The organism is Paracoccus sp. R86501 (assembly GCF_042466435.1).
GTDB lineage: Bacteria > Pseudomonadota > Alphaproteobacteria > Rhodobacterales > Rhodobacteraceae > Paracoccus.
On sequence record NZ_JAXHPZ010000001.1, the window covers coordinates 1840276 to 1864847 of the forward strand.

Here is a 24572-nt window from a genome sequence, read left to right on the forward strand (position 1 = left end):
AGGAAGAAAGTTGCTTGCTCGACCGTCCCGATCATCCGCACCTACAGCGGGGCGCCGAACCTTTTCCAAAGGCGTTTGCTACTAGAAATAGACCCAGTAGTTCAGTGCTAATCTCCTCCGATGGGCATGTCCGTCTCAAGGGCCACAAGTGCATCTAAGTCGGCAATCGCGCACAGCCTCCTAAATTCGCCATTGTCGGTGGTTCGGACTTAGCTGACTCACCAAACCAAGTTTGGCGACCAGAATGATGGATTGGCTTGCCGAACTGGCGTTCGCACGTTTCGTATTAGACCGGTGCCGATCAGCGAAGTAATTGACAGAAAAATGGTCCGCCAGCCCGGCTTGAAATCTGCGATACGGGTCAGGGCGCATGAGAGCTGAGACGCTCAGAGCGTTCGCGACAGGATATTGTCACCTCTGACCTTATAAACAGTCTTGTGCTGGTCATGGCTGTGCGCCGGTTCGATTTAACCTATCCAAAAATTCTACATAGGCGAAAGTTAGTCCGCTGTAGCTTGTGAGCCTCGACGATTGCTCTAGGGCAGAAATCTCGCTCTCTAACTATATTGAACTCAATATTTTTTAGATATCTGTCAGCATTTTCTTGTCCTGGCAGAAGAGTAAACGCCGTGATTGTGATACAGAGCAACTTGGCCCACCTTTATGTAGCATCAATAATAAAATACCTCTTTTATACACCACCGCTGCCATGTTTAGATGAGAAAACGTAGTATCTTTGCTTGCATCCACTGGCTTATTTAAGAAGCAAAGTTGGCTCAACCCATATTATCGGGCAACTTCAATCATAGACGTCGGCCCGATAATATCACTACAGGCGACACCATACCATACACCGTATTATCGGGCACCCCTTGGCAACGTTGGGATGCCCGATAAAAATCTAGAAATATAGGAAAAATAATTACACACGAAGCCGCTATCTAGTCACCAAGAAGGTTATCCACATCTTCCAGCACAATCACCTGATCGACGCCTTGCCGTAGACAGCCAGGGACAACATCCATGTGTTCAGACGATGAGAAGGAGACACCGCGTCGAACTAATTCCAGACGCGGCGAATATCCGGCGTGTTTTTACTCTGCTTGAGATATTCCCTTAACGCCGCCGCAGAGGATGTCACCCCATTCAAGGGTTTGTGAAGGAGACTAGAATGAACGAATTGCGCGCAATGCCGCAGGCGGACGCAGGCATGCTCATCCCGCAGCCAGCCACACTGCCTGTGACAATTGTCACGGCGACGAGGCCTAAAGTATTGTCCAAGCAATACTCGGTAGACGCGGCGGGGCAACTCGAAAAACGTGCAGGGGGCATTCTAGTTGAAGGACACCTCGAAATCCGGAATTTAGATGGGTTGCGAGGCCTCGCGCAACTGCTGCCCACCCTCTCATCAGCGCAGGCCCTCATTTACGGGCTGCCGCGAGATTCTGCAGCCAAGCAGGTCGTGACTAAGAACCTGCTTGCCACAGGTAAAGACGTCAGTGGCAAAACGGCGCGAACGAATGCAGACTTTAGGTGGCCGAACGGTCCTGGTTTCATGATGATCGATTATGATCCAGAACCCGGCAAGGCTCCACGATCTCGAGAAGAGCTAGTCGCAGAAATCAGGGACGCCGCCCCTGGTCTTACGGACTACTCGATGCTCTGGTGGATGTCCGCATCTTCAGCGATTTGGGAAGGCGAACGAGAACTCCGCGGGGTGACTGGCCAGCGCTTATGGCTCCATGTTGCCGATGCCGCCGACATACCACGCGCTGGCAAAGTGCTTGCCGATCGCCTGTGGCTGTCGGATCATGGCACAATTCGCGTGTCCTCAAGTGGCAGTATGCTCGAGCGAACGCTGGTCGATACAACGGTATGGCAACCATCGCGTCTAGATTTTGCCGGAGGGGCAGAGTGCGTGGCACCGCTGACCCAAAAACGGGGCTGTCCTATGCTGATCACAGCAAAGCACGAAGTCGTCGATACAAAGCTCATATTCGCTGATCTTTCTGAAGCGGAACAGAGGCGTCTAGGTGACTTAAAAAAAGCGGCAAGGGTGTTGAAAGAAGCAGAGGCCAGCGAACGGCGTGCCGAGTGGGAGCGACGCCGTATGGAAAAGATGCTGCGTTCATCAGGCACGAATACGATCGACGCTCAGCAAGACAGCTTGCTCCGACAGGTATTGGAGCATGCGATCACGTTTCGAGATCTGCAGGGACAATATGTCTTAGAGGTGGAAATGGAAGGCAGCATTCTGCCAGTTACCGTCAGTCAGATTTTGGCGAACCCGGCATTGTATGACGGACGATTGTGCCAAGATCCATTAGAGCCGGAATATGATGGCGGGCGACTTGTAGGAAAGCTCTTCATAAAAAATGGCAACCCCGTTCTCCACAGCTTCGCGCGTGGAGGTGCGACGTATCGGCTCAGAAGCAGCCGGATCCCAGTTGAGTATCAAATAGGCAAGACATCGCAATTGGTTCAGGAGATCATTCAGCACTTGCAAGCCAGCTCGGCATACTATGACTACGGACAGCATCTGGCCTTGGTTGATGACGGCGGCCTCTACACGCTTTCTGAGGATTTGTTCAGATATCAGTTGGGGCTCGATTTCGTGTGCCACAAAGAGGTGCAGAGGCAGAAAGTCGAATGCGAGTTTCCGCAGGCAGTAGGGCGTCTGGTTATCGCCCAACGCGAGCGACGCAAATTGAAACCTCTGAACGGCGTGCTGACGGGACCGACAGTGCGGCCCGATGGCACAGTTCTGAAAACGCCCGGCTATGACCAAGTAACACGCCTCTATTTGGACCTCTCCTCTAAGGAGTGCCGCATTCCAGACGAGCCAAGTCTGACTGACGCTGTAGCGGCGCTCCAAACATTGATGGCGCCATTTGCCCAGTTTCCCTTTTTGGACGCCCATGCCAGAGGTGCGCATCTTTCTGCGATGTTGACAGCGGTTGTTAGGCCAACTCTCGAAACAGCCCCTGCATTTGGCTACGACGCTCCGACAGCCGGGACTGGAAAAACCCTTCTCGCATCCTGCGTCGCAGCTTTGGCTGAAGGGAAAAAGCCCGACGTATGGCCACATATTTGTCACGAAGAAGAGATACGCAAGCGCCTGTTGTCTGCTTTGGTATCAGGCGCACGCGCTATGGTATGGGACAACGTAGTCGGCGAATTTGATAGTGCCGCGATGGCAGCCCTGATGACAAGCCTAGCTTTCATAGATCGCGTCCTCGGAAAATCAGAAGCGCTCCGAATACCGAACAAGTTGCTTGTAACCGTGACCGGGAACAATTTGGTCGTCAAAGGAGATCTGATGCGGCGCATGATCATATGTCGCGTTGATGCAGGGATTGCCGAGCCCTACGCACGGACATTTGACAGCGACCCTTTGACCACCTGCATAGAACAGCGGAACGCGCTGTTGGAAGCCGCATGCACCCTGATGCTGGCTCGCTTCACACTCCAGCCTACACCTCTAGGTGCGGGACGCCTCGCTGCATTTGAAAACTGGGATACCCTCGTGAGGCAGACAGTGGTTTGGGCAGGACAAGTGCTAGCACCTGGTAGCTATGGCGACCCATTGGATCTGATCCGCGCTTCTTATGCGGACGATCAGGATACCGCATCACTGTCAGCGCTGCTCTCAGAATTACATGAGGAATGGAAAGAGGGGGAGTTCACTGCGAAGGATATCGTCGGAGGTATCTATTCATCGAACCTTAAGACCGCGATCGAAGATATTGGGGGAGAGCGGGCATTGGTCTCAGCGCGGAGCATGGGGCGCGGCAACTTCATATATCATCCTTAAAAAATAGTTGTTCTTTATTTCTCAGATCTTATAAAATTTCTTCACGACCAAAACGATGCGCTGCACCAAGATTTTTTGATTTTATAGGTTGAGATGGGCATTGCGCGTTGTTAAGAATTGCTCCTCCACCCTCAAATTTAGATTGAGGACTGAAGATCCGCTTTCCATAGTATTTTAAATATAAAATAAATTTTACCGAACTTGCCATTTGTCTCGCGGAAAAGGCAACGACAAGAAAATTATGGCATCGCGTGGCGCACTGCGCTTTTCCTAGCATCTTCCACCAGTATTGAATCAGGCAGATCTATTTTTGGCTTTTCTGGACTGAAGGCCCACAATTATTGGGTTTAACCGGAATTTTTTCAATATTTTTTGTTTTTTAGGCTAGCATACATAAAATAAATAATGCGCATCTTGGTTTTTACGGTTTAAAGGGTTTAAATATGATCATTGCTTACTTTCATGTCCTATTTTAATCGAAGCGACAAGTTGGAACACTATCCAGAAAACCCGGAAAACTCTGCCAAACCACAACCTCTCTAATCGCTCCCTTGGGCGTTGCTCTGTCTGATCTCCACCGAAAGCAGCCCTCGCGTCAATTGATAGGCCGAACTCGCAGGCGCGGTCGCAGAGGCGCCCGGGCCCACTCATGCCGATGCCCCTAGCGCTCATGCGCAACCAGTGCTGGTCATTAGACGTCGTGGAGGGCACCTTCGGGGCGTCGCGCAAGCTCAGCAGTTTTGGGATGACCGGCGAATACTGCCGCGAGAACCTGCATCAGCGACCGATCCCCGCTTCACCTACCGCGGTGAAGTCGTCGTGCGAGTGCTTGAAGAGATCTGCGCGAAGGTCGGCTACGCAAAGACGATCAGGATCGACAATGGCAGCGAATTTTTCTTCCCGCGACCTCGACCTCTGGTCCTACACAAGCGGCGTCACCTTGGACTTTTCTCGGCCATGGCAAGCCCGCCGATGATGGCTTGATCGAGGCGTTCAACAGCAAGCTCAGGTCGGAATGATTGAACGCGCACTGGTTCATGTGCCTTGCGGGCGCACAGGAGAAACTGGAGACTTGGCTTAGGCAGCAAAACGAGGACCGACCCCACAGCGCGATCGGATATAACGTCCCGATCGCCCTGCATTATCCCGGCGGCGCAGCCAGCCCGTCGCCATGGCCAAGCCGGAAAATTCCAGCATCCGGCGGTCCAAGGTCAGGAAGCAGCGCAGAAAACCGGCAGATTCTCGTTATGCACGAGGGACGATCGGGGAGTAGGTTACCCCACTTACGCGATGCCAATCGGCATGGCATGCTTTCCGTCGTGGCAGAGTTGGTCGACCTACGGCTGAACCAGCCCGAGGCATAAGTTTGCTCCTGCATCTACGAAGTAACCATCAATTCACGCCGAAATGCTGATGTTGACCAGATCCCCTTTAGCCAGTTGACGCTGCACGGGAATGCCATGGGCGATCGCCTCGATGACGATAATGCAGGTCGTGACGGGAAGGCCATAGGTGACACTGGGCACCGAAAGGACGCCTGCGCATCCATTACTGCTTGCCCGATGCCATCAATCTCTGTTGCCGTAATGCGGGGCTCCATGGCGGCTGCCATCGCAGTGCATGGTGTTCGCGACGATTCCGCCAAATCGTTATCAGGCCATCCAGTCCATCTTATTGTTTAATCACTATCGAAAATATCACATCGGCAGTAACTGCGTCCCAAAGTGTCTCCACTGGGGCACTGCTATTTCTTCATCTGCCGTCGTCAACCTTCCCGGTGCCGCGACCGAGCCAGTGGTGTCGGTTTCTCTGGTGGATCAGCGTGAATCAGAGCTGCCCATCAAATCAGTCAAGATCAGCGTAGCTCACTATCGACTGCGCATCCGGCTTCCATCACCAAAGTCCTCGCCATAGCAAACGGAAAGCTCGGTCGCATGGTCATCACAGGAGGGTTTCCAACACAAAAATCCCATTGATGGGTAAATAGTTGTGGAAAACCGTTTTGTGTCCCCCACGTGTCCCCAAGACCGATGGTTCCATCCGTCGAAATGGGGCCAAGATAGAAAACGTGACACAATTCATGGGTTTATAGTGGTGCCCGGAGACGGATTTGAACCGCCGACACGCGGATTTTCAATCCGCTGCTCTACCAACTGAGCTATCCGGGCCCCTTGTGACGCAGATTGCTGCGTCGGGTGAGGCGTATTTACGAGCGGGCGCAGGGACTGTCCAGACCCAAAACCATCTTTTTTCAATCAGATCCGTTTTCATCCGAAGACAGGTCGTCCAAGGGCGCACCGGGGATCACATAGGACCCCCGAAGCCACTTGGCCAGATCGACATCCGCGCAGCGTTTCGAACAAAACGGGCGGTATTGCGCGACGCTTTCCTTGGAACAGATCGGGCAGGCCATCATGCCTCTCCGCTGGCCGTGGCAAGACGCGCCAAGGGCACGCGATCGCGCTTGCGGTTCAATTCGTAAAGGCCCATCGCGGTCCAGCCGACCAGCGTGGTTTCGGCCCCTGCATTGCGGAAGGCAGCGCCCAGCACCTGATCCAGCGTCGCGCGGTCGCGCTTGGGCATGGGGGCGAAATCGACGACGATCTGTCCGCCAAGACCACGCAGGGCCAGTTGGCGCGGCAATTCGCGGGCCAGCGCGATGTTGACCTTCAGCCCCGCCGCCGCCGAGCTGTCGTTGCCGGTGTTCACATCCACTGCGACTAGGGCGCGGGTCTGTTCGATGAAGGCATCACCCTGCCCCTGCAGATCGATACGTGCCGAAAGAAGGGCATCGACTGCATCCAGCACGCCGCAGCGTTCGAAGCTGTCGTCACCCTCTTCGATGGCATCGGGTGCAGGTTCGGCCCAATCCATCCACGCCTGTTCCCAAGGGGTCGGCGCGTCCAGCAGCAGTTCCGGCTTGCCGGTGGTTTCGGCACAGATGCCATCCGCCAGATCCAGCAGTTCGGTAACCTCTGCCGCGATTTCCTGATCGTCGGCGGTCTCGGCGGCGCTGCGAAGGATCAACCCGTGGCTGCGATCGCCAAGCGCCTGCTGACCAAGGGCCTGCAGGTCGTCGCGGCGATCCTCGATCCTGATCTGGCGCGAAACGTTCACCCCGGGCTTGCCCGGTGTCACCAGCGCGTGGCGACCGCGGAAGATCAGACGGGTCGAGACGGGAACGGCCTTGCCATCCTCGGCGACGCCCGCGACCTGCACCAGCAGGGGCTTGCCTTCGGCCACGCCCTTGCGGTCGCGCAGATAGCCGGTCTGACCATCGGGCAGGCGCACGAAGATGCCACCCTGCCCCTTCATCAGACGGTCGGCCTCGGCGCGGCAGATCGCGCCGGGTGCCAAGGGTGCGACGGCATCGGTGGCCACCAAAAGATCGACCAGCTGGCCATCCACCATCAGGGCGGCGGCTTCTTGACCGAACAGCTGGCCCAGAACAACTTGGCGACCAATCATGAGGATGCTCCTTCAGGGCGGGGATGGATGCCGATGGCGGCCAGCAAGGCGGCGGTTTCGGACAGAGGCAGGCCGACAACGGCGGAAAACGACCCCTGGATCCACGGGATGAAGGCCGCAGCCGCCCCCTGGATCGCATAGCCGCCCGCCTTGCCCTGCCAGTCGCCCATATCAAGATATGCTTCAAGCGTCGCGGCATCCAGCGACCGCATACGCACGCGGGTTTCCACCAGACGCACAGCCAATCGGTCGCCATGACGCAGCGCCATCGATGTCAGCACGACATGCCGCCGGCCCGACAGCAAGCGCATGAAAGCGGCCGCCTCGGCACGGTCGGCAGGCTTACCCAAGATGCGACGCCCGACCACGACGGTCGTGTCGCCGGTCAGGCAGGCTTCGTCGGGGTCGATGCCAATGGTTTGTGCCTTTTCGACAGCCATGCGGCGGACATAGGCACGCGCCGCTTCCCCCGGTCGCGGTGTTTCATCGATATCGGCGGGGCGAAGCGCGTGCGGCGTAATGCCGATCTGCGCCAACAGTTCAAGTCGGCGCGGGCTTGCCGATCCCAGCACAAGCCGGGGTGGGCGCAGTTCGGCCATATCGCGGCCTCCGTTGGTGGCATCAGCCGTCGCGAACGACGGCTTACTTGAAGCGGTAATTGATCCGCCCCTTGGTCAGGTCATAGGTGTTCATTTCAACCTGAACCTTGTCGCCGGCCAGAACACGGATGCGGTTCTTGCGCATCTTTCCTGCCATATGTGCGATGATCTCATGGCCGTTTTCAAGCTCGACCCGGAATGTCGCATTAGGCAGGAGTTCTTTCACGACGCCGGGGAATTCGAGCATTTCTTCCTTGGCCATGGTCACTCCATACTTGGCATCCCGCAGGATTCGGGACCGCTGTTAGATGCGTCCGGAACGCGCGGATTTCAAGGCTAAAGCGTCAGATCAGCGGGCTTGACGCAGGATCGTTGCGTTTTCGGCCCCGTCTTGGGGGGCTGCAAGGGCGGTTCCCGGGCGGAACGGGTCGGGGCGGGCCAGATCTTCGGGCGCATCGGGCATGGGTGCGGGGCGTGCAGCAGGGGCAGTCTCGGTCGCAGGGGCGGCATCACGGTCGCGCAGGCGGATGGCGTGACAGCCCTCGGCCTCGCCGAATTTGCCGGCCGCAAGGATCTGGCCATCGGCGGTTTCAAGCCGCGCATCCGTCAGGCAGGCGCGCGGCAGTTGCAGCACGCGCCCCGGCGCCAGCGTCCGCAGTTCGGCCAGTGACACCTTTCGACGGCACAGAACGCCCACCACCTCGACCGAGGCCTGCTGCATCGGCGCCCCAAGCGAGGGTTTGGCCACCGTCACCTTGGGGGCCGCGACCGGTGCGGGCGTCGGCTGCGGTTTGGGGGCCGGCTGCTTGCGCGCCTGCGGCAGGACCAGCAGCACCTGACCATCGCGCAGGTCCGACGACCCCATTCGCAGATCGAAGGTCAGGCTGCGCAGGGGCTTGTCCTCAAGCATCAACGCAAGGGGGCGCGGGTCGTCCAGTGCCGTCAGAAAGCGGTATCCCGCGATGCCCTGAAACCCGTCCAGCCCGTCTGTTTCCGCCGCCAGTTCCGTCAGCAGCAGGTTGATGAAATCGGCGCATAGCGTGGCATCGCTGCGCGTCGGGCGGCGACGTTCCAACGGGCGGGCGGTGACGCGCCCCAAGGCCTGGATCTCGATCAGGCTGGCGACCGTCTGTGGGCATAGCGAGATCGCGCCCAGGTTTTCGCCCGGCCCCTGCAGCACGACGACCAGCGGCAGGTCCGGCAGCATTTCGGGCAGCTCGGCCAGCGTCATCACGCCTTGCGCGACCTTCACATGCGGAATGGCCAACCCATAGAGCCGTTCTGCCGTCCGACCGATGGCGGTGGCAGCCGCCTTGGCAGGCGTCGGCGGGGGCGCTGGCGGCAGGATCGGCGCACGAACGGGTTCAGCTTGGCTGCGACTGCGCAGCATCCGGCGCAGGACGCCGCCCGCCTGTTCACCCTGTTCGCCGTTGTCCGCTTCTGCACTAGTCATGTCATGTCCGAATCACGCTGTCCCCTGACGCTCAACCTGCCCGATCAGGGTTGAGAAACCGTTAAGCCGCCTCGGGCCGGGCGGGCGGTCGCTGCGGCAGCACGATGCGGAAGGCCGCGCCCCCCTGCCCCGGCAGATAGGCGATATCGCCCCCCAGATTCAGCATGATCTCGCGGCAGATCGCCAACCCCAGTCCCGCCCCGCCTGCCCGCGCGGGGTCGTTCAGCCGGGCGAATTTCTCGAAGATCAGCGACTGGCGACCGCTGTCGATGCCGCTGCCATTGTCGATCACGTCGATGACCGCCCCACCGCCCTGTGGGCGCTTGACGCGGATGGCCAGCACCGGATGCGGCGCATCGCAATATTTGCGCGCATTGCTGATAACATTGATCAGCACCTGAAGCAGCCGGTCGGCATCGGTGATCAGCCCCAGATGTTCCGATGGCAGGTCGCGGTCGATCAGAAAACCGCGTTCGGGCCGCGTGGCCGAGGCCGCCGTCACCGCCCGCGTGATCACATCGTGCAGGTTCACCACCGAAATCGTCAGCTGCGCCCGCCCGCTTTCCAGAACCGACAGGTCCAGCAAATCGTCCAGCAGCCGCGTCAGGCGGCCGGCCTCCTGGTGGATGATGCCCGCGAAACGCTGGCGGTCGGCGTCCTGCAGATCGGCGTCCATCAGGATCTCGGAAAAGGCGCGGACCGAGGTCATGGGCGTGCGCAATTCATGGCTGATCTGGCCAAGGAAGGCGTCCTTCTGCACCGACAGCGCGGTCAGCTTGTCGTTGGCCTGATGCAACTGGCGGGCGGTGCGGGCCAGCTCGGAACGGGCGGCTTCAAGCCGTTGCGTCTCCTCCTTGGCGCGCTGCGCCTCGTCGGCGACCTGCAGCAGGTCCGAGACGGTCAGCGCCACGCCCCCCGCCACCCGGTCGATCATCGCATGGGCCGTCGCCGCCCCGATGGACCCCGCCAGCCGCCGTTCCAGCCCTGTCAGGAAATCCGGCGTCAGGTCGGGCAGATAGCCGGATTTTCCCTGCGCGCGGGCCTCGGATTGGAAAAACCGCAGGGCCGCGTCGCCCCCCCAGATGCGCCGGGCCATGGCCAAGAGCGGCTCGGCGCGGTCATCGGCGCTGCGGGCGCGGCTGTGGCGCAACGGCTCGATGGCGCTGACGAAGGACAGCCCCTGAAAACGCTCGACCGGATCGGGAAAGCCGAAAATCGACACGCCCACGAAGGCCAGCGTGTTCACCGCCAGCGACAGGGCCACGGCGGCGGTCCAGGGGTCCATCCCCGGCAGCACCGGCAGATCGCCCCCCACCCCGACCGAGGGCAGAAAGACCAGCCCCATCCACAGCACGAACCCCGCCCCGATGCCCGCATAGGCCCCCTTGCGGTTCGCCCCGCGCCACAGCAAGCCGCCGACCATCGCAGGCAGCACCTGCGCCATGCCGCTGAAGGCCACCAGCCCCATCGCCGCCAGCGCTGCCGCCCCGCCCGAGGCCTGGTGATAGACCCAGCCCGCCGCGACCACCGCCAGAATCGCCAAACGCCGCGCGTTCAACACGAAGCCGCGCAGGTCGTCCATCTCCTCGCTGGCCGGGATGCGGCGCAGGGCCAGCCAGACGGGGACCAGCCAGTGGTTCGACACCATGGTCGCCACCGCGATCGCACAGACGACCACCATCGAGGTCGCCGCCGAAAAGCCGCCCAGAAAGACCAGAAGCGCCAGCATGTCCTGCCCCGCCGCCGCAGGCAGCGTCAGCACATAGAGGTCGGGGTTGGCATCCGCTGGCATCAGCTCGCGCCCCATCACGGCGATGGGCAGCACGAAGAGCGACATGGCGAACAGATAGGCAGGAAAGGCCCAGCCCGCGACGTGCAGGCGTTCCTCGTCCGCAGCCTCGACGATCAGAACCTGGAACATGCGCGGCAGGGTCAGGATGGCCGCGCCCGAGATCACGATCAGCGCCGTCCAGCGGTCGGGGCGCAGCAGCCAGCCTTCGGCCACGCGGGGGTCCAGACTGGCGCGGTTGATGCGGTTCAGCATGTCGGCGGGTCCATCGGCCAGCCCCCAGATGACGAAGACGCCAAGCGCGATGAAGGCGGCCAGCTTGACGATGGCCTCCAGCGCGATGGCGGTGACGACGCCGTGGTGGCGTTCGTCGGCGGCAAGGTTGCGCGTGCCGAACAGAATGGTGAAGACCGCCAGCCCCGCCGCCACCCACAGCGCCGTGCCGCCAAGCGCGTCCGACCCGCCCATGCCGCGCGGATCGGTGGCGAAGACCTCGAACGACAGGCGCACCGATTGAAGTTGCAGCGCGACATAGGGTGTGGCCGCGATCACCGCGATCAGGGTCACCAGCGCCGCCAGCCGGTTCGACTTGCCGAACCGCGCCGACACCAGATCCGCGACCGAGGTGACATGATGCATCCGCGCCACCCGGACCAACCGGCGCAGCCCCCACCACGCGCCGCAGAAGACGATGGTCGGACCCAGATAGATGGTCAGGAACTCCAGCCCCGAGCGCGAGGCATAGCCGACCGCCCCATAAAACGTCCATGCCGAACAATAGACCGACAGCGACAGCGTATAAACCAGCGGATGGTCCAGCCAACGCACCCGCCCCCGCGCCGCCGCACGATCCGCGGCATAGGCGACGGTGAACATCAGCGCGACATAGGCCAGACAGGCTAGAACCAGCGTTTCAAACGGCATCGTCGTGGCGCCCGCTGACAGGTTGCGCAGGGTCCTGACTGGCGCGCATGGTCGCCGCCTCGGATCGCAGCAGGGCGCGGTGCAGCAGCCAGACCGCAACGATCAGCACCGCCCATGTCCCGAAGATCCAGACCGCACCCCCCGCATAGGACAGGCTGGCGGGCGCCCACCAGACCGGCAGCAGCATCGCCAGCATCGCCAGCACCGGCAGCACCCGCGCCGCATCCCCAAGCCGTCGTCTGCGGAACGAGGCGCGTTCCAGAAACAGCGGCCGCTCGCCCGTCATGGCAGCATCCGGCGCACCATCGCGCGCAGGTCGGCATTGTCAAAGGGCTTGGACAGGATCTGATCGGCCTGCGCGGCGGCCTCGCCCACCTGCCCGCGTGCCGTCAGCATCAGCACCGGCATTCCCGCCAGCGCGGCGTCAGGGTCCGCGCGCAGATCGGCCAGCACCTCGGTCCCGGACCGGTTGGGCAGCATCAGGTCAAGGATCAGCAGGCGGGGACGATGGTGGCGGATGGCCTCGATGGCGCCCGCGCCATCACCGTGCAGGGCGACCTGCCATCCCTCGCGCGACAGGATAAAGCGCACCGCCTCGGCGATGTTGACCTCATCCTCGATCATCAGGATGTCCTGCATCCGGCCCGTTCCCCCCGTGGTCAAGACGACGGATGATGGTCCGGATCACGCGGCCATGTCAAAGGTCGCGTTGCGTGGGCCCCGTCTGCGTCGATTGCGGCACAAGGATCGAAGGTTCGCGTCGTGCCGGACAGGCCGCCCGTGAACAGATGCGGCATGCGGGGCCGATGGCCAGCGCATCGGCGGGCGCAGGACCGTCGATGGGGGTGAACAGCATGCGCGCCGTGGTCAGCAGCGGACCCGCGACGCCACGCGGCTGGCTGCGGGTGGCATGGCTGAAGGTGCGGAAACCGCGCCCGTCAGGGGTGACGACATCGCGGACCAGCGCCATCTGCGGCACCGCCAGCGCCTGATACAGCGGCAGCAGCGCGCAGCTGTCGCCCGGACGCGGCAGGGGAAAGCCAGAGGCCGCGCGGCGCAGCGTCAGCGCGCCCGAACCATCGCAGACCAACAGGCCCGCGCCCTCGTATCCGGCGGGGCGCAGATCGGCCAGCCGCCGCATCACCAGATCCAGCGGCAGGTCCAGCCGGGCGGCCAGACGCACCGGATCGGCGCGCGCCTCGGGGTTGGTGACGGCATCGGCCAGCGCCTGATCCGGCAGGATCGCGCGATCATCGGCCAGATCGGCCTGAAGCCTTGCCGCCATGCCGCGCGCCGCGTCCGATGCCAACTGGCCCGCGTCCGAGGCAGGCGCGCCCGATGCCAACCAGGCCTCGACCTCTTCCTGCGGGGTCGAGGCGGCGCCCTCGGCCTCGAAGCTGTCCAGATAGGCCACCAGCGCCTGCGCGGTCAGCGACAGGCGCTGGCTGTCTTCGTGCAGGTTGGTGTGGAACCGCCGCCGCCATTCGTCCGAAATCTCTCCGTCCTCGACCAGAATCGCAGCAGTCGAACGCACTGCCGTCACCGCAGACAGAACCTCGTGCAGGGTGGTCAGCAGATAGGGGTCCTGCGTCATGCGGTCGGACAGATCGACCAGCTGATGTTCCAGCCCCCCTGCCCGGCGCGCATGCGCGATCAGCACCTGCCCCCAGCCGGGAAAGCGGGCCAGCAGCTCGGTCACCTGATCCAGTTCGGGCGTCAGTCCCGCGGCAACGGGATGGGCGGCAGCTTCGCGCAGGGCGGCGATGCGGACCTCTTCGCGCCCCTCGGCCAGTTCCTCGGCGGGGACGTCCAATTCTTCGGCCAGACGGGCAACCAGATCGGCGCTGACAGGTCTGCGGTTATGTTCGATAAGGTTCAGATAGGCGGGCGATATTCCCACCGCCCGCGCGATATCGGCCTGCCTGCGCGACAGCGACATGCGGCGTTCGCGGATACGGGTGCCCGTCAGAACGCTTGGGGTGCCACGTTCGGTCATGCGGTCGTCAGCAGGGAAACCGGGGGCCGCGCATCACAGCGCGACATCATGCCGCCCCGCCAGATCCACGAAGAACTGCCAGGCCACGCGACCCGACCGCGACCCGCGCGTCGCCTGCCATTCGATCGCCTCGGCACGCAGCTGGTCCGCGTCGATCCGCAAACCATAGGCCGCGCAATAGCCCGCGATCATTGCCAGATAGTCGTCCTGATCGCAGGGGTGGAAGCCCAGCCACAGGCCGAAACGGTCCGACAGCGAAACCTTTTCCTCGACCGCCTCGCCGGGATGGATGGCGCTGGCGCGTTCGTTGTCGATCATGTCGCGCGGCATCAGGTGACGCCTGTTCGACGTCGCATAAAGCAGCACGTTCGAGGGCCGTCCGCTGATGCCGCCGTCCAGAATCGCCTTCAGCGATTTATACTGTGTGTCGTCATGGCTGAACGACAGGTCGTCGGCGAACAGCAGGAACTTGCGTTCGGTGGCCCGCCCCAAAATAGCCAGAAGCCGCCCCACCGAAGACAGATCCTCACGCGAGATTTCGACCAGCGACAGCGGCAGGCCCTGCGCAACGCAATCGGCATGAACTGCCTTGACCAGAGACGATTTTCCCATGCCCCGCGCGCCCCAAAGCAGCGCGTTGTTGGCGCCATATCCGCGGGCGAACTGCAAGGTATTGGCCAGCAGCGTCGTCTTGGACCGCTCGATGCCGACCAGTTGGGCCAGATCGACGCGGTCCACCACCGGCACGGGCTGCAGGCGGTCAGGGTCGGTGTGCCAGACAAAGGCGTCCGCCCTAGCGAAATCGGGCGACGGAACGGGCGGCGGGGCCAGCCGTTCCAATGCATCCGCGATACGGTCCAGCGGCGGACGGGTCATGCGTCGTCCTCATCCTCGACCCACAGGCCTTGGGCGCGCAGTTCGGCTTCGCGCTTGCGCTCGATGCGGCGGACCAGATGGATCGAGACCTCGTAGAGACCATAGACCACGGTGAACAGCACCACCTGCGAAATCACGTCGGGGGGCGTTGCCACCGCCGCCAGCACAAGGATGGCCAGCACGGCATAGCGGCGGACCGATGCCAGACCGGCTGCGGAAACCAGACCCGCGCGGCCCATCAGGGTCAACAGCACCGGCAACTGGAAACTGAGCCCGAAGGACAGAATGAACTTGGTCGTCAGCGACAGATATTCGTTGACCGACCCTTGGAAGACGATGGCGGCCAGCGGGTTGTCCGTCGGAACCGCAGGTACGCCCCCCGCCCCGTCATCCGGCAGCTTCAGCGGCCCCTGCTGGAAGCCAAGGAAGAAGTCGTAAGCCATTGGCAGGATGATATAATAGGCAAATGCCGCCCCGATCAGGAACATCACCGGCGATGCGACCAGAAACGGCAGGAAGGCCGCCTTTTCGTTGCGATACAGCCCCGGCGCCACAAAGCGCCACATCTGATAGGCGATGATCGGGAAGGCCATGACGAACCCGCCCAGCAATGATATCCGCACCGCCACGAAGAAGCCTTCCTGCAGCTTCAGCAGGATCAGACCGCATTCCTGATTGCGCGTTTCCAGCGCATGGCAGATCGGCTGCGTCAGGAAGTTGTAGATGGGGTTCCAGACGGTATAGCAGATGACCATCGCCGTGATGAAGGCGACCATCGACCAGATGATCCGGGTGCGCAGCTCGGTCAGATGCTCGATCAGCGGGGCCGAGCTGTCGTCCGGATTTTCATCGGGTTGGGTCTTGCTGGCCAATTCAGTCGTCTTTCATGTCAGAGCGGCGCACGGCGTGCAGCTGACGCTGCGGCGCATCGGGTGCGGGCGCGGCCATATCTGCTGCAGGTACGGGGGTGCCCACGGCGGCATCCGGGGTCGCTGCCTGCTGGGGCGCGGGGGCCGCAGGATCGGGAACGGCTGCCTTTGGCGCGCTGTTCTGGGGGGCGGGACGCTTGGGGTCCCATTTCTCGAACTTTTCGGTCGCGCGATCCAGCGCGTCCAGTCCAAGCGATTTCTTCGAGGTCAGGTTCTTGACGTCGCGCAGCGAATTCGCCGCCTCGTCCAGACCGGACCCCTTGGCCGCATCCTCCATCGCCGAGGTAAATTCCCGGGCCATGCCACGCGCACGGGCGGTCAGACGCCCAAGCGTATGGAACAGATGCGGCAGGTCCTTGGGACCGACCACGATCAGGGCGACGACGCCGATCAACAGCAGTTCGGTCCAGCCGATGTCCAACATGTGGGACGCGCCTTTCCGGGCTTAGCTGCGGTCGGTGGTGTTCGAACCGGCCGTGGGCGTGGTGTGCGGCGTGACGTCGCGCGCGGTTTCACCAGGCACGGCACGCGGCTCGCTGCGGGGTTCGTCGGCGGCGGATTCGATTTCGTCGGTGCCTTCCTTGATGCCCTTCTTGAACGAGGTGATGCCCTTGCCGACTTCGCCCATCAGGGACGAAATCTTGCCGCGTCCGAACAGGACCAGCACGACAACCGCGATCAGAAGAAGGCCCGGAAGGCCGATGTTGTTCAGCATGACAGACTCCAATGCAGGGTGGTCCGGCCACCCGCGCCCGATATTTATGCCCATGGGCCGGGAATGCAAAGCCCTTTCGGGGCGGGTTGCAATACCGTTACATTCCGCAGGCATGATTGCGGCGCTTGGCAGCCGCCGCGCGGCAGGTGATAAGGGCGCATGGACATGGCCACCTATATCACCGCTTTCGTCACGCTGTTCGTGATCATAGACCCCATCGGTCTGGCGCCGATCTTCATCGCGCTGACGCTGGACATGGATGCCGCGCATCGTCGCCGCATCGGCTTTCGCGCGCTGTGCATCGCTGCGGTCCTGCTGACGCTGTTCGGGCTGGCGGGGGACGCGATCCTGTCGGGGATCGGCATCTCGATCTCGGCCTTCCGGATCGCGGGCGGGCTGCTGCTGTTCCTGACGGCGCTGGACATGCTGTTCGAACGCCGCACCGAACGCCGCGAGGGCAAGGCCGACGAGGACGAGGTCGCGATGGACCCCAGCCACGACCCTTCGGTCTTTCCGCTGGCCATGCCGCTGCTGGCGGGTCCAGGGGCGCTGGCCTCGATGATCCTGCTGGTCGGCCAGCGCGAGGGCGTGGCCCATGTCGTCATGGTGCATCTGGTGATGCTGTCGGTGCTGGCCATCGCCATGGTGCTGTTCATGCTGGCCACCCCGCTGGCCCGCGGGCTGGGCCGCACCGGCACGATGGTCGTCACCCGCCTGCTGGGCATGCTGCTGGCGGCTCTTTCGGTGCAATTCGTCATCGACGGGCTGCAGGGCTCGGGTCTGTTCGGATGACCCAGACCGACATCGCCCGGCTGGCCTTCTATGTCCTGCTGCTGGTGGTGATCGGCGGTGCGATGCTGTTCGAACTGTCGGGAAAAGGTGGCCGCGCACTGCGGCAGATGCTGGTCTGGGTGGTGATCTTTGCGGGCGTGGCCTTGGGGGCTGATTGGTATCTGGATGCCACCGCCCCCCGCCAGCAGGTCATGGACCAAGGCACCCGCATCAAGATCCCTGCCGGTCGCGGCGGCCATTTCCATCTGCAGGCGACGTTGAACGGCACACCGATCGACTTCATCGTCGATACCGGTGCCACGCATATCGCCCTCAGCCGTCGTGACGCGGCGGCCATTGGGCTGGACCCCGACCGGCTGCGCTTCAGCGGGGTGGCGGTCACCGCCAATGGTCGTGTCAAAACCGCCCCCGTCACCATCGAACGCCTTGCCATAGGCGAGGTCGTGGACCGCGACGTCCCTGCAGTGGTCATCGACAGCCAGTTGCAGGATTCGCTGCTGGGCATGTCCTATCTGCGCCGCTTCACCACCATCAGCTTTCAGGGCGACATGCTGATCTTGGAACGCTAGATCGCATGCGCTGCAATGTTCATTTGTATGCGCCGCCGGAACATGCCTATCCTTGGGAAAAACGGGGAAGACATGGACAATGATCCGCTTTTGGCACGGCTGCTGAATTCCGAACTGAGCGAGCTTCTGTCGATCAGCCATATCGTGCTGGCCAACAACCAGGTCACCAACCGCCATATCGAGCGTCACTATGACATGCCGGTGCAGTGCTGGTTGACGCTTTACGCCGCCGCTCTGTTTCCGGGGTTGCGCGCAAGGGACGTGATGCGGGTCTTTCCGCGCCCGCAGAATACCATCAGCCGCGCCGTGAGCCTGCTGGAAAAGCGCGGCCTGCTGGTCCAGCGCCCCTCGACCGAGGACGGGCGCGCCAAGCAGTTGTTCGCCACCCCCGAAGGGATCGCGCTGTCGCATGACATCCGAGCCTCGATCCTGCAACGCCAGTCCGAGATCTTCGACGTTCTGACCCCCGATGAACGGCAGACCCTGCTGACACTGTGCCACAAGGTCGTCTCGGGGCCCGGCCTCTATCAGTCACAGGCGATGCCCGGCAGCGGTTAGCCCGCGACGATACGCACGGGGATGCCCTTGCTGGCGGGGGTGTCGGACAGCATGTCGTGGCGGTCCAGCGGGGCCAAGGGGTTCAGTTCCGGGAAATAGCCCGCCAGACAGCCGCGCGGCAGGTCGTAGGGCACGACCCGCAGCCCCGCCACCCGCCGCGCCCCGCCATCGGGTTCGCCCAGCGTGATGCGCTGTTCGGCCCGCAGCCCCATGTCGCGCATATCCTCGGGCGACATCATCACCAGCATCCGGTCACCCTCGATCCCGCGCAGGCGGTCGGACATGCCATAGATGGTGGTGTTGAACTGGTCGTTCGACCGCAGCGTCATCAGCCGGAACACCCCGTCCACATCACCCAGCCCGGTGGCATCCAGATCGCGCGGCAGGGTGAAATTCGCCCGCCCGCTGTCGGTCTGCCATTCGCGGTCGCGTGCGGCGTTGCCGCGATAGAAGCCGCCAGATTGGGTCATCCGGTTTTCGAAGTCGTGGAACTGGTCGGGATAGGTCGCCTCGATCAGTGCGCGGATGCGGCTGTAATCGGCGGTCCAGTCCTCCCATGCCAGCTTGGGGTTCGCATCCAGCGTGGCCGCGGCAAGGCCCGCGACGATGGCGACCTCGGACTTCAGATGCGGGCTGGCCGGGGTCCGCTTGCCGATCGAGGCCATGATATGGCTGAAGCTGTCTTCGACGGTGATCTGCTGATTGGTGGCGCTCTGCATGTCCTCCTCGGCGCGGACAAGGCAAGGCAGGATCCAGGACGACTTCCCCGGCATCAGATGCGTGCGATTCAGACGTGTGGCGACATGCACCGTCAGCGGCATCTGTCCCCAGGCTTGCACCACGCGGTCCTGATCGGGCACGGCGCGCGCCAGATTGCCCCCCAGTCCGACAAATCCCTGCGCTTCGCCATCCAGCAGCGCCTGCACGAAGGCGGTGGTGTTCCAGCCCTCCTCCATCGGCGGCTCGATGTCGAACAGTTCGCGCAGCTTGTCGTTCGGGACCAGAGACGGTTTTTCGCTGATGCCGACGGTACGCTGGCCCTGCACGTTGGAATGGCCGCGCACCGGCGAACAGCCCGCGCCCTTGCGCCCGATGTTGCCACGCAGCAGCAGCAGGTTGACCAGCGCCCCGATCGCATCCGATCCGTGGACATGCTGCGTCAGCCCCATGCCATAGACGCCGATCACCGCCTTGGCCTGCGCATAGCAGACCGCAGTCCGCTGCATCTGCTGGCGGGTCAGTCCGCTGACCTTTTCCAGCCGGTCCCATGGGGTTTCGGCGACCCAATCCATCCAGCCCTGCAGACCGTGGCAATGTTCGTTCAGGAAGTCGTGGTCCAGCACGCCGCCCTGTTCATCTTCCAGCTCCAGCACATGCTTGGCGATGCCGGTCAGGGCCGCGATATCGCCGCCGGTGCGGACCTGCAGATAGCTGTCGGCGATCTCGGTGGGGGCACCGACGGTCATCTGCAGCGGGCTTTGGGGGTTTGCAAACTCCAGCAGGCCCTTTTCGCGCAGGGGGTTCATGGCGACGATATGGCAACCGCGCTTGGCGGCCTCTTGCAGGGGATGCAGCATGCGGGGGCTGTTGGTGCCGGGGTTCTGGCCGACATGCAGGATCATGTCGCAATGGTCGAAATCCTCCAGCACGCAGGTGCCGACGGGTGATCCGATCATCTGCGTTAGCCCGACCGAGGTCGTCTCGTGGCACATGTTGGAGCTGTCGGGCAGGTTCGTATGGCCATAGGACCGTGCGAACAGGGCATAAAGATAGGACGCCTCAAGCCCCGCCTTGCCGGACGCGTAGAACGTTACCTTCTTCGGGTCCATCTGACGCAATTCAGCCCCGATGGCGTCCAGCGCCTGATCCCAGGTCGTTTCGACATAGCGGTCCTGATCCGCGTCATAGCGCATCGGGTGGGTCAGCCGCCCTGCCCGCTCCAGATCGTATTCCGACCAGGTGACCAGATCGGCGACCTTGTGCTTGGTAAAGAAATCCGGTCCGCAGCGCGCCGAGGTCAGGTCCCACAGCGTCGCCTTAGCACCGTTTTCGCAGAATTCGGCACTATGGGGATGGGCAGGCTTGCCCCATGCGCAGGAACTGCACATCGTTCCGCCCGCCTTGTTCTGATGCGCCAGCGTTTCCAGCGCTCCGGGCCCCGCCCTTGCTACACGGCCCACGGCGGCCATGCCCTTGGCCGACCCCCATCCCCCGACCGGGCCGTCATATTCCGCAGGCTGGGGCAGGTTGTCATCGGTCATGGGATATCCCTCGGGTTTCGGCATGGAAAAATGGCGGCATTAAAAAGGCGGCGGGGCTTTCGCCGCGCCGCCTGAGGGTCACTTCTTGAAGGGGTCGGGCAGTTCCGCCAACAGCTTGTCCGGCGTCATCGGGAAGCTGCGCAACCGCACCCCACACGCGTTATAGATCGCGTTCGAGATGGCACCGGCGGCCCCGCAGATGCCCAGCTCGCCCACGCCCTTGGCCTGAATGGGCGAGGCGACGGGATCGCGTTCCTCGACGAAGATCACCTCCATCGGGGGAATGTCGCGATGGACGGGGACGTGGTATTCGGCCAGATCATGGTTGACCAGATGGCCATCACGTTCGTCGAAGGCCAGTTCTTCGGTCAAGGCGCTGCCGATGCCCCAGACCATGCCGCCCAAGCACTGCGAGCGTGCGGTCTTTTCGTTCAGCACGCGGCCGATCCCGAAGGCGCCCGTCATGCGGCGCAGGCGGGTTTCGCCGGTGAAGGCATTGACCGCGACCTCGACGAAGAAGGCGCCATAGGTCGCCTGCTGATGGCTGTTCGAGGTCTTGCCCGGCTTGATCCGACCGATCTTGGCAATGTCGCCGTCCAGCAGGTCGGTAACGTCGCGCGGCTCGATGCCTTCGGCCCAAGCCTTGCCGTCCTGCAGCTGAAGATCGTCGGGGCGGCACTTCAGCCGACCGGCCAGCACGGCGCGGATCGCCTCGCAGGCCCGGAAGACTGCCGAACCGGTCGAAGCCGCGCCGAAGCTGCCCCCCGACCCTGCACCCGACGGCAGGCTGCTGTCACCCAGTTCAACCGTAGTGCGGTCGATGGGCTGGCCCAGCATTTCCGCCGCGATCTGGCCAAGAATGGCATAGCTGCCGGTGCCGATATCGGTCTGGTCGCTTTGTACCAGCACCGATCCGTCGGCCCGCATCGTCACCCGCGCCTGCGCCGGCATGATCATGTTGACCCGCGCGGCCGAGGCCATGCCCATGCCGATCCACCATTCGCCTTCGCGACGCTGGCAAGGTTTCTTGGCGCGCTTGTCCCAACCAAAGGCCTTGGCGCCTTCGTCCAGCGCCTCGGCCAGCTTGCGCGAGGCATAGGGCGTGTCGTCACCCGGCACGGTCGAGGGGATGTTGCGCTTGCGCAGCTTGACCGGATCGATCTGCATCTCGCAGGCCAGTTCGTCCATCGCGGCTTCCAGCACCTGCATGCCGACAGCCTCGCCCGGGGCACGCACCGAACCTGCCGTCACGCGGCAGATACGGGCCAGCTCCACCGCCAGACGGCGGTTTTCCCCGGCATAGAGGAACTGTGTCGCCTGCACGACAGGCTCGGCAAAGCTTTCCTCTGGCAGGTTCGAGACCCAAGCCTCGTGGCCCAAGGCCGACAGGCGACCCTTTTCGTCCGCCCCCAGACGCACGCGCTGTTCGGTCTCGGACCGGCGCATGATGATCTGGAACACCTGCTGGCGGGACAGAACGACGCGCACGGGACGCCCTAGATCGCGCGCAGCCACTGCGGCAGCAATCGCATCATGCGAGATGCCCAGCTTGGACCCGAAACCGCCGCCGACATAGGGCGACATGATCTTGACGTTGCGCGAGGCGACGCCAAGGCTGTCGGAGAGTTCCTTGACGTTGTAGCGCAGCATCTGGAAGCTGCCCCACAACGTCAGCTTGTCGCCGTCCCATTCGGCGATCGAGGCATGCGGCTCGAGCGCGGCGCTGGCGTGGCCGGGCGTGGTATAGCTGACGTCGATGGTATGGGCCATCTGCGCCATAGTCGCTTCGATATCGCCGCTTTCGACGGGTTCGGACCCCGGTTCGGTTTCCTGCCCCTTGGGACTGAAGGGAACCTCGGAGGTTTCCTCGTAATCGATTTGCAGCGCCTTGGCGGCGGCAGTGGCCTGTTCAAACGTCTCGGCCACGACCAGCGCGACCGGCTGCATTGGGAAATCGACGATCTGGACATCCTGCTTGGGTGCCTCGGCAGCCATGCCCTGGGCCGCGCGGCGCAGCATGGCATCGGCGGCATAGACGCCAAGCACGCCCGGCATCGACATCACCTTGTCGCGGTGGATGGCCGTCACACGACCCTGGCTGATGGTCGCGCCGACCAGCACGCCCTCGGCACAATTGGGGCGCTGGTATTCGGCGGCATAGGTGGCCTGGCCCGCGACCTTCAGGTGGCCCTCGGGACGGTCCAGCGGCTTGCCGATCACGCCTTGGCGGGTCTGGTCCAGCATGTTGCGCTGGTCTGGGCGGTCATATGTTCCGAACATCCGTCACACTCCCGTGGCTTCGGCCAGCACGGCCGCAAGGGTGCGGCGGGCCAGAGGGATCTTGAAATCATTGGCGCCGTATCCCTGCGCGTTTTCCAGCAGCAGATCGGCGGCCTTGTCGAACAGCGCGGGCGTCGGCGTTTCGCCGGTCAGCAGCTCTTCGATGCGAGGATCGTGCCACGGTTTATGGGCCAGACTGCCGAAGGCCAGCTGGGCGTGGGCGATACGACCCTGATCCATGCGGATCACCGCAGCCACCGACAGCAGCGCAAAGGCATAGGACGCCCGGTCGCGCACCTTGCGATAGATCTGCACACCTTCGACGGGTGCGGGCAAGGTCACGCCGGTGATCACTTCACCGGGTTGCAGGACGTTTTCATGCTGCGGCGCATCGCCGGGCAGTACGTGGAAGTCGCGGACGCGAACCGTGCGGGCATCACCACGACCTGCGATGACGACCTGTGCATCCAGCGCCGAGAGCGCTACGGCCATATCGCCGGGATAGGCGGCGATGCAGGCGTCCGAGGTGCCAAGGATGGCATGGATCCGGTTGAACCCACCCTGCGCGGCGCATCCGGTGCCCGGCTCGCGCTTGTTGCAGGGCGACTGGTTGTCCATGAAATAGCCGCAGCGCGTCCGTTGGCACAGGTTGCCGCCCGTGGTTGCCTTGTTGCGCAGCTGCGGGCTGGCACCGGCCAGAATGGCCTTGGACAGCAGCGGCCAGTCCTTGCGTACGCGGATATCGGCCGCGCAGTCCGAATTGGTAACCAGCGCGCCGATGCGCAGACCGTCACCTTCCGGTTCGATCAGGTTCAAACCGATGCGGTTGATGTCCAGCAGGGCGTCGGGGGTCTCGACCTCCAGCTTCATCAGGTCCAGCAGGTTGGTGCCACCGGCGATCAGCTTGGCGTCGGATGCAACGGCATCAGGCAGATCGGTCGCGCGGGCGTAATCGAATGCCTTCATGATGCCACCTCTTTGCCCATCGCGTCCTTGATGGCGGCGATGATGTTGTCATAAGCACCACAGCGGCACAGGTTGCCGCTCATGCGTTCGCGCAGTTCGTCGTCGCTGGGGACAGGGTTCGAGGCGACGTCTTCCGTCAGCGCGCTTGGCCAGTCGGCCTTCAGCTCCTCGATCATGGCGGCGGCGGAACAGATCTGGCCGGGGGTGCAGTAACCGCACTGATAGCCGTCATGTTCGACAAAGGCCTTCTGGAGCGCCGACAGCTTTTCGGGCATGCCGATGCCTTCGATGGTGGTGATTTCGTCGCCGTCGTGCATGACGGCCAAAGACAGACATGAATTCACCCGGCGGCCATTGACGTGGACCGTACAGGCCCCGCATTGGCCGTGGTCGCAGCCCTTCTTGGTTCCCGTCATGCCCAGTTCAAGGCGCAGGAAGTCCAGAAGGCTGCGGCGCGGGTCGCCGTCGTAATCGTGATAGGTGCCGTTGACGGCGATCCTGGCTGCGGGCGTATGCGCCATGTGAGGCTCCTTGAACCGCTTTTGCTGGGTCAGGGGCAACGTGGCGCGACGCGGGGGGTTCC

The 24572-nt window shown here is 62.7% G+C and carries 22 protein-coding genes, 1 tRNA gene and 1 pseudogene; 5 read left to right on the forward strand and 19 right to left on the reverse strand.

Annotated features, from left to right (window positions below; all coding sequences use genetic code 11):
* Positions 1–1171 precede the first annotated feature (1171 nt).
* Both SJY40_RS08885 and SJY40_RS08890 read left to right on the forward strand, forming a co-directional pair.
* Positions 1172–3814 carry a hypothetical protein gene (locus SJY40_RS08885; protein ID WP_378945217.1) on the forward strand — a complete coding sequence of 881 codons (2643 nt, stop codon included), beginning with the start codon at positions 1172–1174 and terminating at the stop codon, positions 3812–3814.
* 780 nt (positions 3815–4594) lie between these two features.
* Positions 4595–4986 (forward strand): annotated as a pseudogene (locus SJY40_RS08890) (integrase core domain-containing protein); the annotation flags it as partial.
* Positions 4987–5211: 225 nt separating this feature from the next.
* Here the strand turns inward: SJY40_RS08890 and SJY40_RS08895 are convergent.
* The 15 genes from SJY40_RS08895 to SJY40_RS08965 all read right to left on the reverse strand — a co-directional run bounded on the left by SJY40_RS08895 (position 5212) and on the right by SJY40_RS08965 (position 16563).
* Positions 5212–5340, reverse strand: a complete 129-nt coding sequence (locus SJY40_RS08895; protein WP_378945220.1) for a hypothetical protein — start codon at positions 5338–5340, stop codon at positions 5212–5214.
* A gap of 566 nt (positions 5341–5906) precedes the next feature.
* Positions 5907–5982, reverse strand: a tRNA-Phe gene (locus SJY40_RS08900).
* An 83-nt stretch (positions 5983–6065) separates the two neighbouring features.
* Positions 6066–6227: a DNA gyrase inhibitor YacG gene (locus tag SJY40_RS08905; RefSeq protein ID WP_378945222.1), complete on the reverse strand. Its 162-nt coding sequence runs from the start codon at positions 6225–6227 to the stop codon at positions 6066–6068.
* Positions 6227–7282, reverse strand: a complete 1056-nt coding sequence (locus SJY40_RS08910; RefSeq protein ID WP_378945224.1) for a ribonuclease E/G — start codon at positions 7280–7282, stop codon at positions 6227–6229. The genes SJY40_RS08905 and SJY40_RS08910 overlap by 1 nt, the downstream gene beginning before the upstream one ends.
* The gene (locus SJY40_RS08915; protein WP_378945227.1) at positions 7279–7881 is read right to left on the reverse strand and encodes a Maf family protein; all 603 of its coding nucleotides are present in this window, start codon (positions 7879–7881) and stop codon (positions 7279–7281) included. The genes SJY40_RS08910 and SJY40_RS08915 overlap by 4 nt, the downstream gene beginning before the upstream one ends.
* A 43-nt stretch (positions 7882–7924) precedes the next feature.
* Positions 7925–8143 (reverse strand): translation initiation factor IF-1, encoded by a 219-nt coding sequence (gene infA / locus SJY40_RS08920; protein ID WP_010397442.1) that lies wholly within the window; start codon positions 8141–8143, stop codon positions 7925–7927.
* Between the two features lie 87 nt (positions 8144–8230).
* A complete protein-coding gene (locus SJY40_RS08925; protein ID WP_378945230.1) occupies positions 8231–9334 on the reverse strand; it encodes a FliM/FliN family flagellar motor C-terminal domain-containing protein in 1104 nt (367 codons plus the stop codon).
* 61 nt (positions 9335–9395) lie between these two features.
* Positions 9396–12047, reverse strand: coding sequence for an ATP-binding protein (locus SJY40_RS08930; RefSeq protein WP_378945233.1), 2652 nt, complete (start codon positions 12045–12047; stop codon positions 9396–9398).
* Entirely contained in the window at positions 12037–12333 is a 297-nt protein-coding gene (locus SJY40_RS08935; protein ID WP_378945236.1) for a hypothetical protein, read from the reverse strand. The genes SJY40_RS08930 and SJY40_RS08935 overlap by 11 nt, the downstream gene beginning before the upstream one ends.
* Positions 12330–12686: a response regulator transcription factor gene (locus SJY40_RS08940; RefSeq protein ID WP_378945238.1), complete on the reverse strand. Its 357-nt coding sequence runs from the start codon at positions 12684–12686 to the stop codon at positions 12330–12332. Before SJY40_RS08940 ends, SJY40_RS08935 begins: the two co-directional genes overlap by 4 nt.
* Positions 12687–12744: 58 nt before the next feature.
* Positions 12745–14043, reverse strand: coding sequence for a short-chain fatty acyl-CoA regulator family protein (locus SJY40_RS08945; RefSeq protein ID WP_378945241.1), 1299 nt, complete (start codon positions 14041–14043; stop codon positions 12745–12747).
* 33 nt (positions 14044–14076) lie between these two features.
* A complete protein-coding gene (locus SJY40_RS08950; protein WP_378945244.1) occupies positions 14077–14919 on the reverse strand; it encodes an ATP-binding protein in 843 nt (280 codons plus the stop codon).
* Positions 14916–15791 carry a twin-arginine translocase subunit TatC gene (gene tatC / locus SJY40_RS08955; protein ID WP_378945246.1) on the reverse strand — a complete coding sequence of 292 codons (876 nt, stop codon included), beginning with the start codon at positions 15789–15791 and terminating at the stop codon, positions 14916–14918. Before tatC ends, SJY40_RS08950 begins: the two co-directional genes overlap by 4 nt.
* 1 nt (position 15792) lies before the next feature.
* A complete protein-coding gene (tatB, locus tag SJY40_RS08960) occupies positions 15793–16272 on the reverse strand; it encodes a Sec-independent protein translocase protein TatB (protein WP_378945249.1) in 480 nt (159 codons plus the stop codon).
* Between the two features lie 21 nt (positions 16273–16293).
* On the reverse strand, positions 16294–16563 hold the full coding sequence (locus tag SJY40_RS08965; RefSeq protein ID WP_378945252.1) for a twin-arginine translocase TatA/TatE family subunit: 270 nt from the start codon (positions 16561–16563) through the stop codon (positions 16294–16296).
* 159 nt (positions 16564–16722) lie between these two features.
* Between SJY40_RS08965 and SJY40_RS08970 the strand changes: the two genes are divergently transcribed.
* The 3 genes from SJY40_RS08970 (at position 16723) to SJY40_RS08980 (ending at position 18482) form a co-directional block, all read left to right on the forward strand.
* A complete protein-coding gene (locus tag SJY40_RS08970) occupies positions 16723–17355 on the forward strand; it encodes a MarC family protein (RefSeq protein ID WP_378945254.1) in 633 nt (210 codons plus the stop codon).
* Positions 17352–17924: a TIGR02281 family clan AA aspartic protease gene (locus SJY40_RS08975; protein ID WP_378945256.1), complete on the forward strand. Its 573-nt coding sequence runs from the start codon at positions 17352–17354 to the stop codon at positions 17922–17924. Before SJY40_RS08970 ends, SJY40_RS08975 begins: the two co-directional genes overlap by 4 nt.
* A gap of 72 nt (positions 17925–17996) precedes the next feature.
* Positions 17997–18482 (forward strand): MarR family winged helix-turn-helix transcriptional regulator, encoded by a 486-nt coding sequence (locus tag SJY40_RS08980; protein ID WP_378945259.1) that lies wholly within the window; start codon positions 17997–17999, stop codon positions 18480–18482.
* Here the strand turns inward: SJY40_RS08980 and SJY40_RS08985 are convergent.
* From SJY40_RS08985 to SJY40_RS09000, 4 genes are all read right to left on the reverse strand, one after another.
* Positions 18479–20743 carry an FdhF/YdeP family oxidoreductase gene (locus SJY40_RS08985; RefSeq protein WP_378945262.1) on the reverse strand — a complete coding sequence of 755 codons (2265 nt, stop codon included), beginning with the start codon at positions 20741–20743 and terminating at the stop codon, positions 18479–18481. The two genes, SJY40_RS08980 and SJY40_RS08985, sit on opposite strands and share 4 nt — an antisense overlap.
* 78 nt (positions 20744–20821) lie before the next feature.
* Entirely contained in the window at positions 20822–23023 is a 2202-nt protein-coding gene (locus SJY40_RS08990) for a molybdopterin cofactor-binding domain-containing protein (RefSeq protein ID WP_378945264.1), read from the reverse strand.
* Positions 23024–23026: 3 nt separating this feature from the next.
* Entirely contained in the window at positions 23027–23989 is a 963-nt protein-coding gene (locus tag SJY40_RS08995; RefSeq protein ID WP_378945265.1) for an FAD binding domain-containing protein, read from the reverse strand.
* Complete coding sequence (locus SJY40_RS09000) at positions 23986–24510, reverse strand: 2Fe-2S iron-sulfur cluster-binding protein (RefSeq protein ID WP_378945268.1); 525 nt, start codon at positions 24508–24510, stop codon at positions 23986–23988. Before SJY40_RS09000 ends, SJY40_RS08995 begins: the two co-directional genes overlap by 4 nt.
* Between the last annotated feature and the right edge of the window lie 62 nt (positions 24511–24572).

Bases quoted from the DNA above. Each gene is read 5' to 3' on its own strand.
- SJY40_RS08885 (WP_378945217.1), top strand. From the start codon at position 1,172: ATGAACGAATTGCGCGCAATGCCGCAGGCGGACGCAGGCATGCTCATC.
- SJY40_RS08905 (WP_378945222.1), bottom strand. From the start codon at position 6,227: ATGGCCTGCCCGATCTGTTCCAAGGAAAGCGTCGCGCAATACCGCCCG.
- SJY40_RS08910 (WP_378945224.1), bottom strand. From the start codon at position 7,282: ATGATTGGTCGCCAAGTTGTTCTGGGCCAGCTGTTCGGTCAAGAAGCC.
- SJY40_RS08915 (WP_378945227.1), bottom strand. From the start codon at position 7,881: ATGGCCGAACTGCGCCCACCCCGGCTTGTGCTGGGATCGGCAAGCCCG.
- infA (WP_010397442.1), bottom strand. From the start codon at position 8,143: ATGGCCAAGGAAGAAATGCTCGAATTCCCCGGCGTCGTGAAAGAACTC.
- SJY40_RS08925 (WP_378945230.1), bottom strand. From the start codon at position 9,334: ATGACTAGTGCAGAAGCGGACAACGGCGAACAGGGTGAACAGGCGGGC.
- SJY40_RS08930 (WP_378945233.1), bottom strand. From the start codon at position 12,047: ATGCCGTTTGAAACGCTGGTTCTAGCCTGTCTGGCCTATGTCGCGCTG.
- SJY40_RS08935 (WP_378945236.1), bottom strand. From the start codon at position 12,333: ATGACGGGCGAGCGGCCGCTGTTTCTGGAACGCGCCTCGTTCCGCAGA.
- SJY40_RS08940 (WP_378945238.1), bottom strand. From the start codon at position 12,686: ATGCAGGACATCCTGATGATCGAGGATGAGGTCAACATCGCCGAGGCG.
- SJY40_RS08945 (WP_378945241.1), bottom strand. From the start codon at position 14,043: ATGACCGAACGTGGCACCCCAAGCGTTCTGACGGGCACCCGTATCCGC.
- SJY40_RS08950 (WP_378945244.1), bottom strand. From the start codon at position 14,919: ATGACCCGTCCGCCGCTGGACCGTATCGCGGATGCATTGGAACGGCTG.
- tatB (WP_378945249.1), bottom strand. From the start codon at position 16,272: ATGTTGGACATCGGCTGGACCGAACTGCTGTTGATCGGCGTCGTCGCC.
- SJY40_RS08965 (WP_378945252.1), bottom strand. From the start codon at position 16,563: ATGCTGAACAACATCGGCCTTCCGGGCCTTCTTCTGATCGCGGTTGTC.
- SJY40_RS08970 (WP_378945254.1), top strand. From the start codon at position 16,723: ATGGACATGGCCACCTATATCACCGCTTTCGTCACGCTGTTCGTGATC.
- SJY40_RS08975 (WP_378945256.1), top strand. From the start codon at position 17,352: ATGACCCAGACCGACATCGCCCGGCTGGCCTTCTATGTCCTGCTGCTG.
- SJY40_RS08980 (WP_378945259.1), top strand. From the start codon at position 17,997: ATGGACAATGATCCGCTTTTGGCACGGCTGCTGAATTCCGAACTGAGC.
- SJY40_RS08985 (WP_378945262.1), bottom strand. From the start codon at position 20,743: ATGACCGATGACAACCTGCCCCAGCCTGCGGAATATGACGGCCCGGTC.
- SJY40_RS08990 (WP_378945264.1), bottom strand. From the start codon at position 23,023: ATGTTCGGAACATATGACCGCCCAGACCAGCGCAACATGCTGGACCAG.
- SJY40_RS08995 (WP_378945265.1), bottom strand. From the start codon at position 23,989: ATGAAGGCATTCGATTACGCCCGCGCGACCGATCTGCCTGATGCCGTT.
- SJY40_RS09000 (WP_378945268.1), bottom strand. From the start codon at position 24,510: ATGGCGCATACGCCCGCAGCCAGGATCGCCGTCAACGGCACCTATCAC.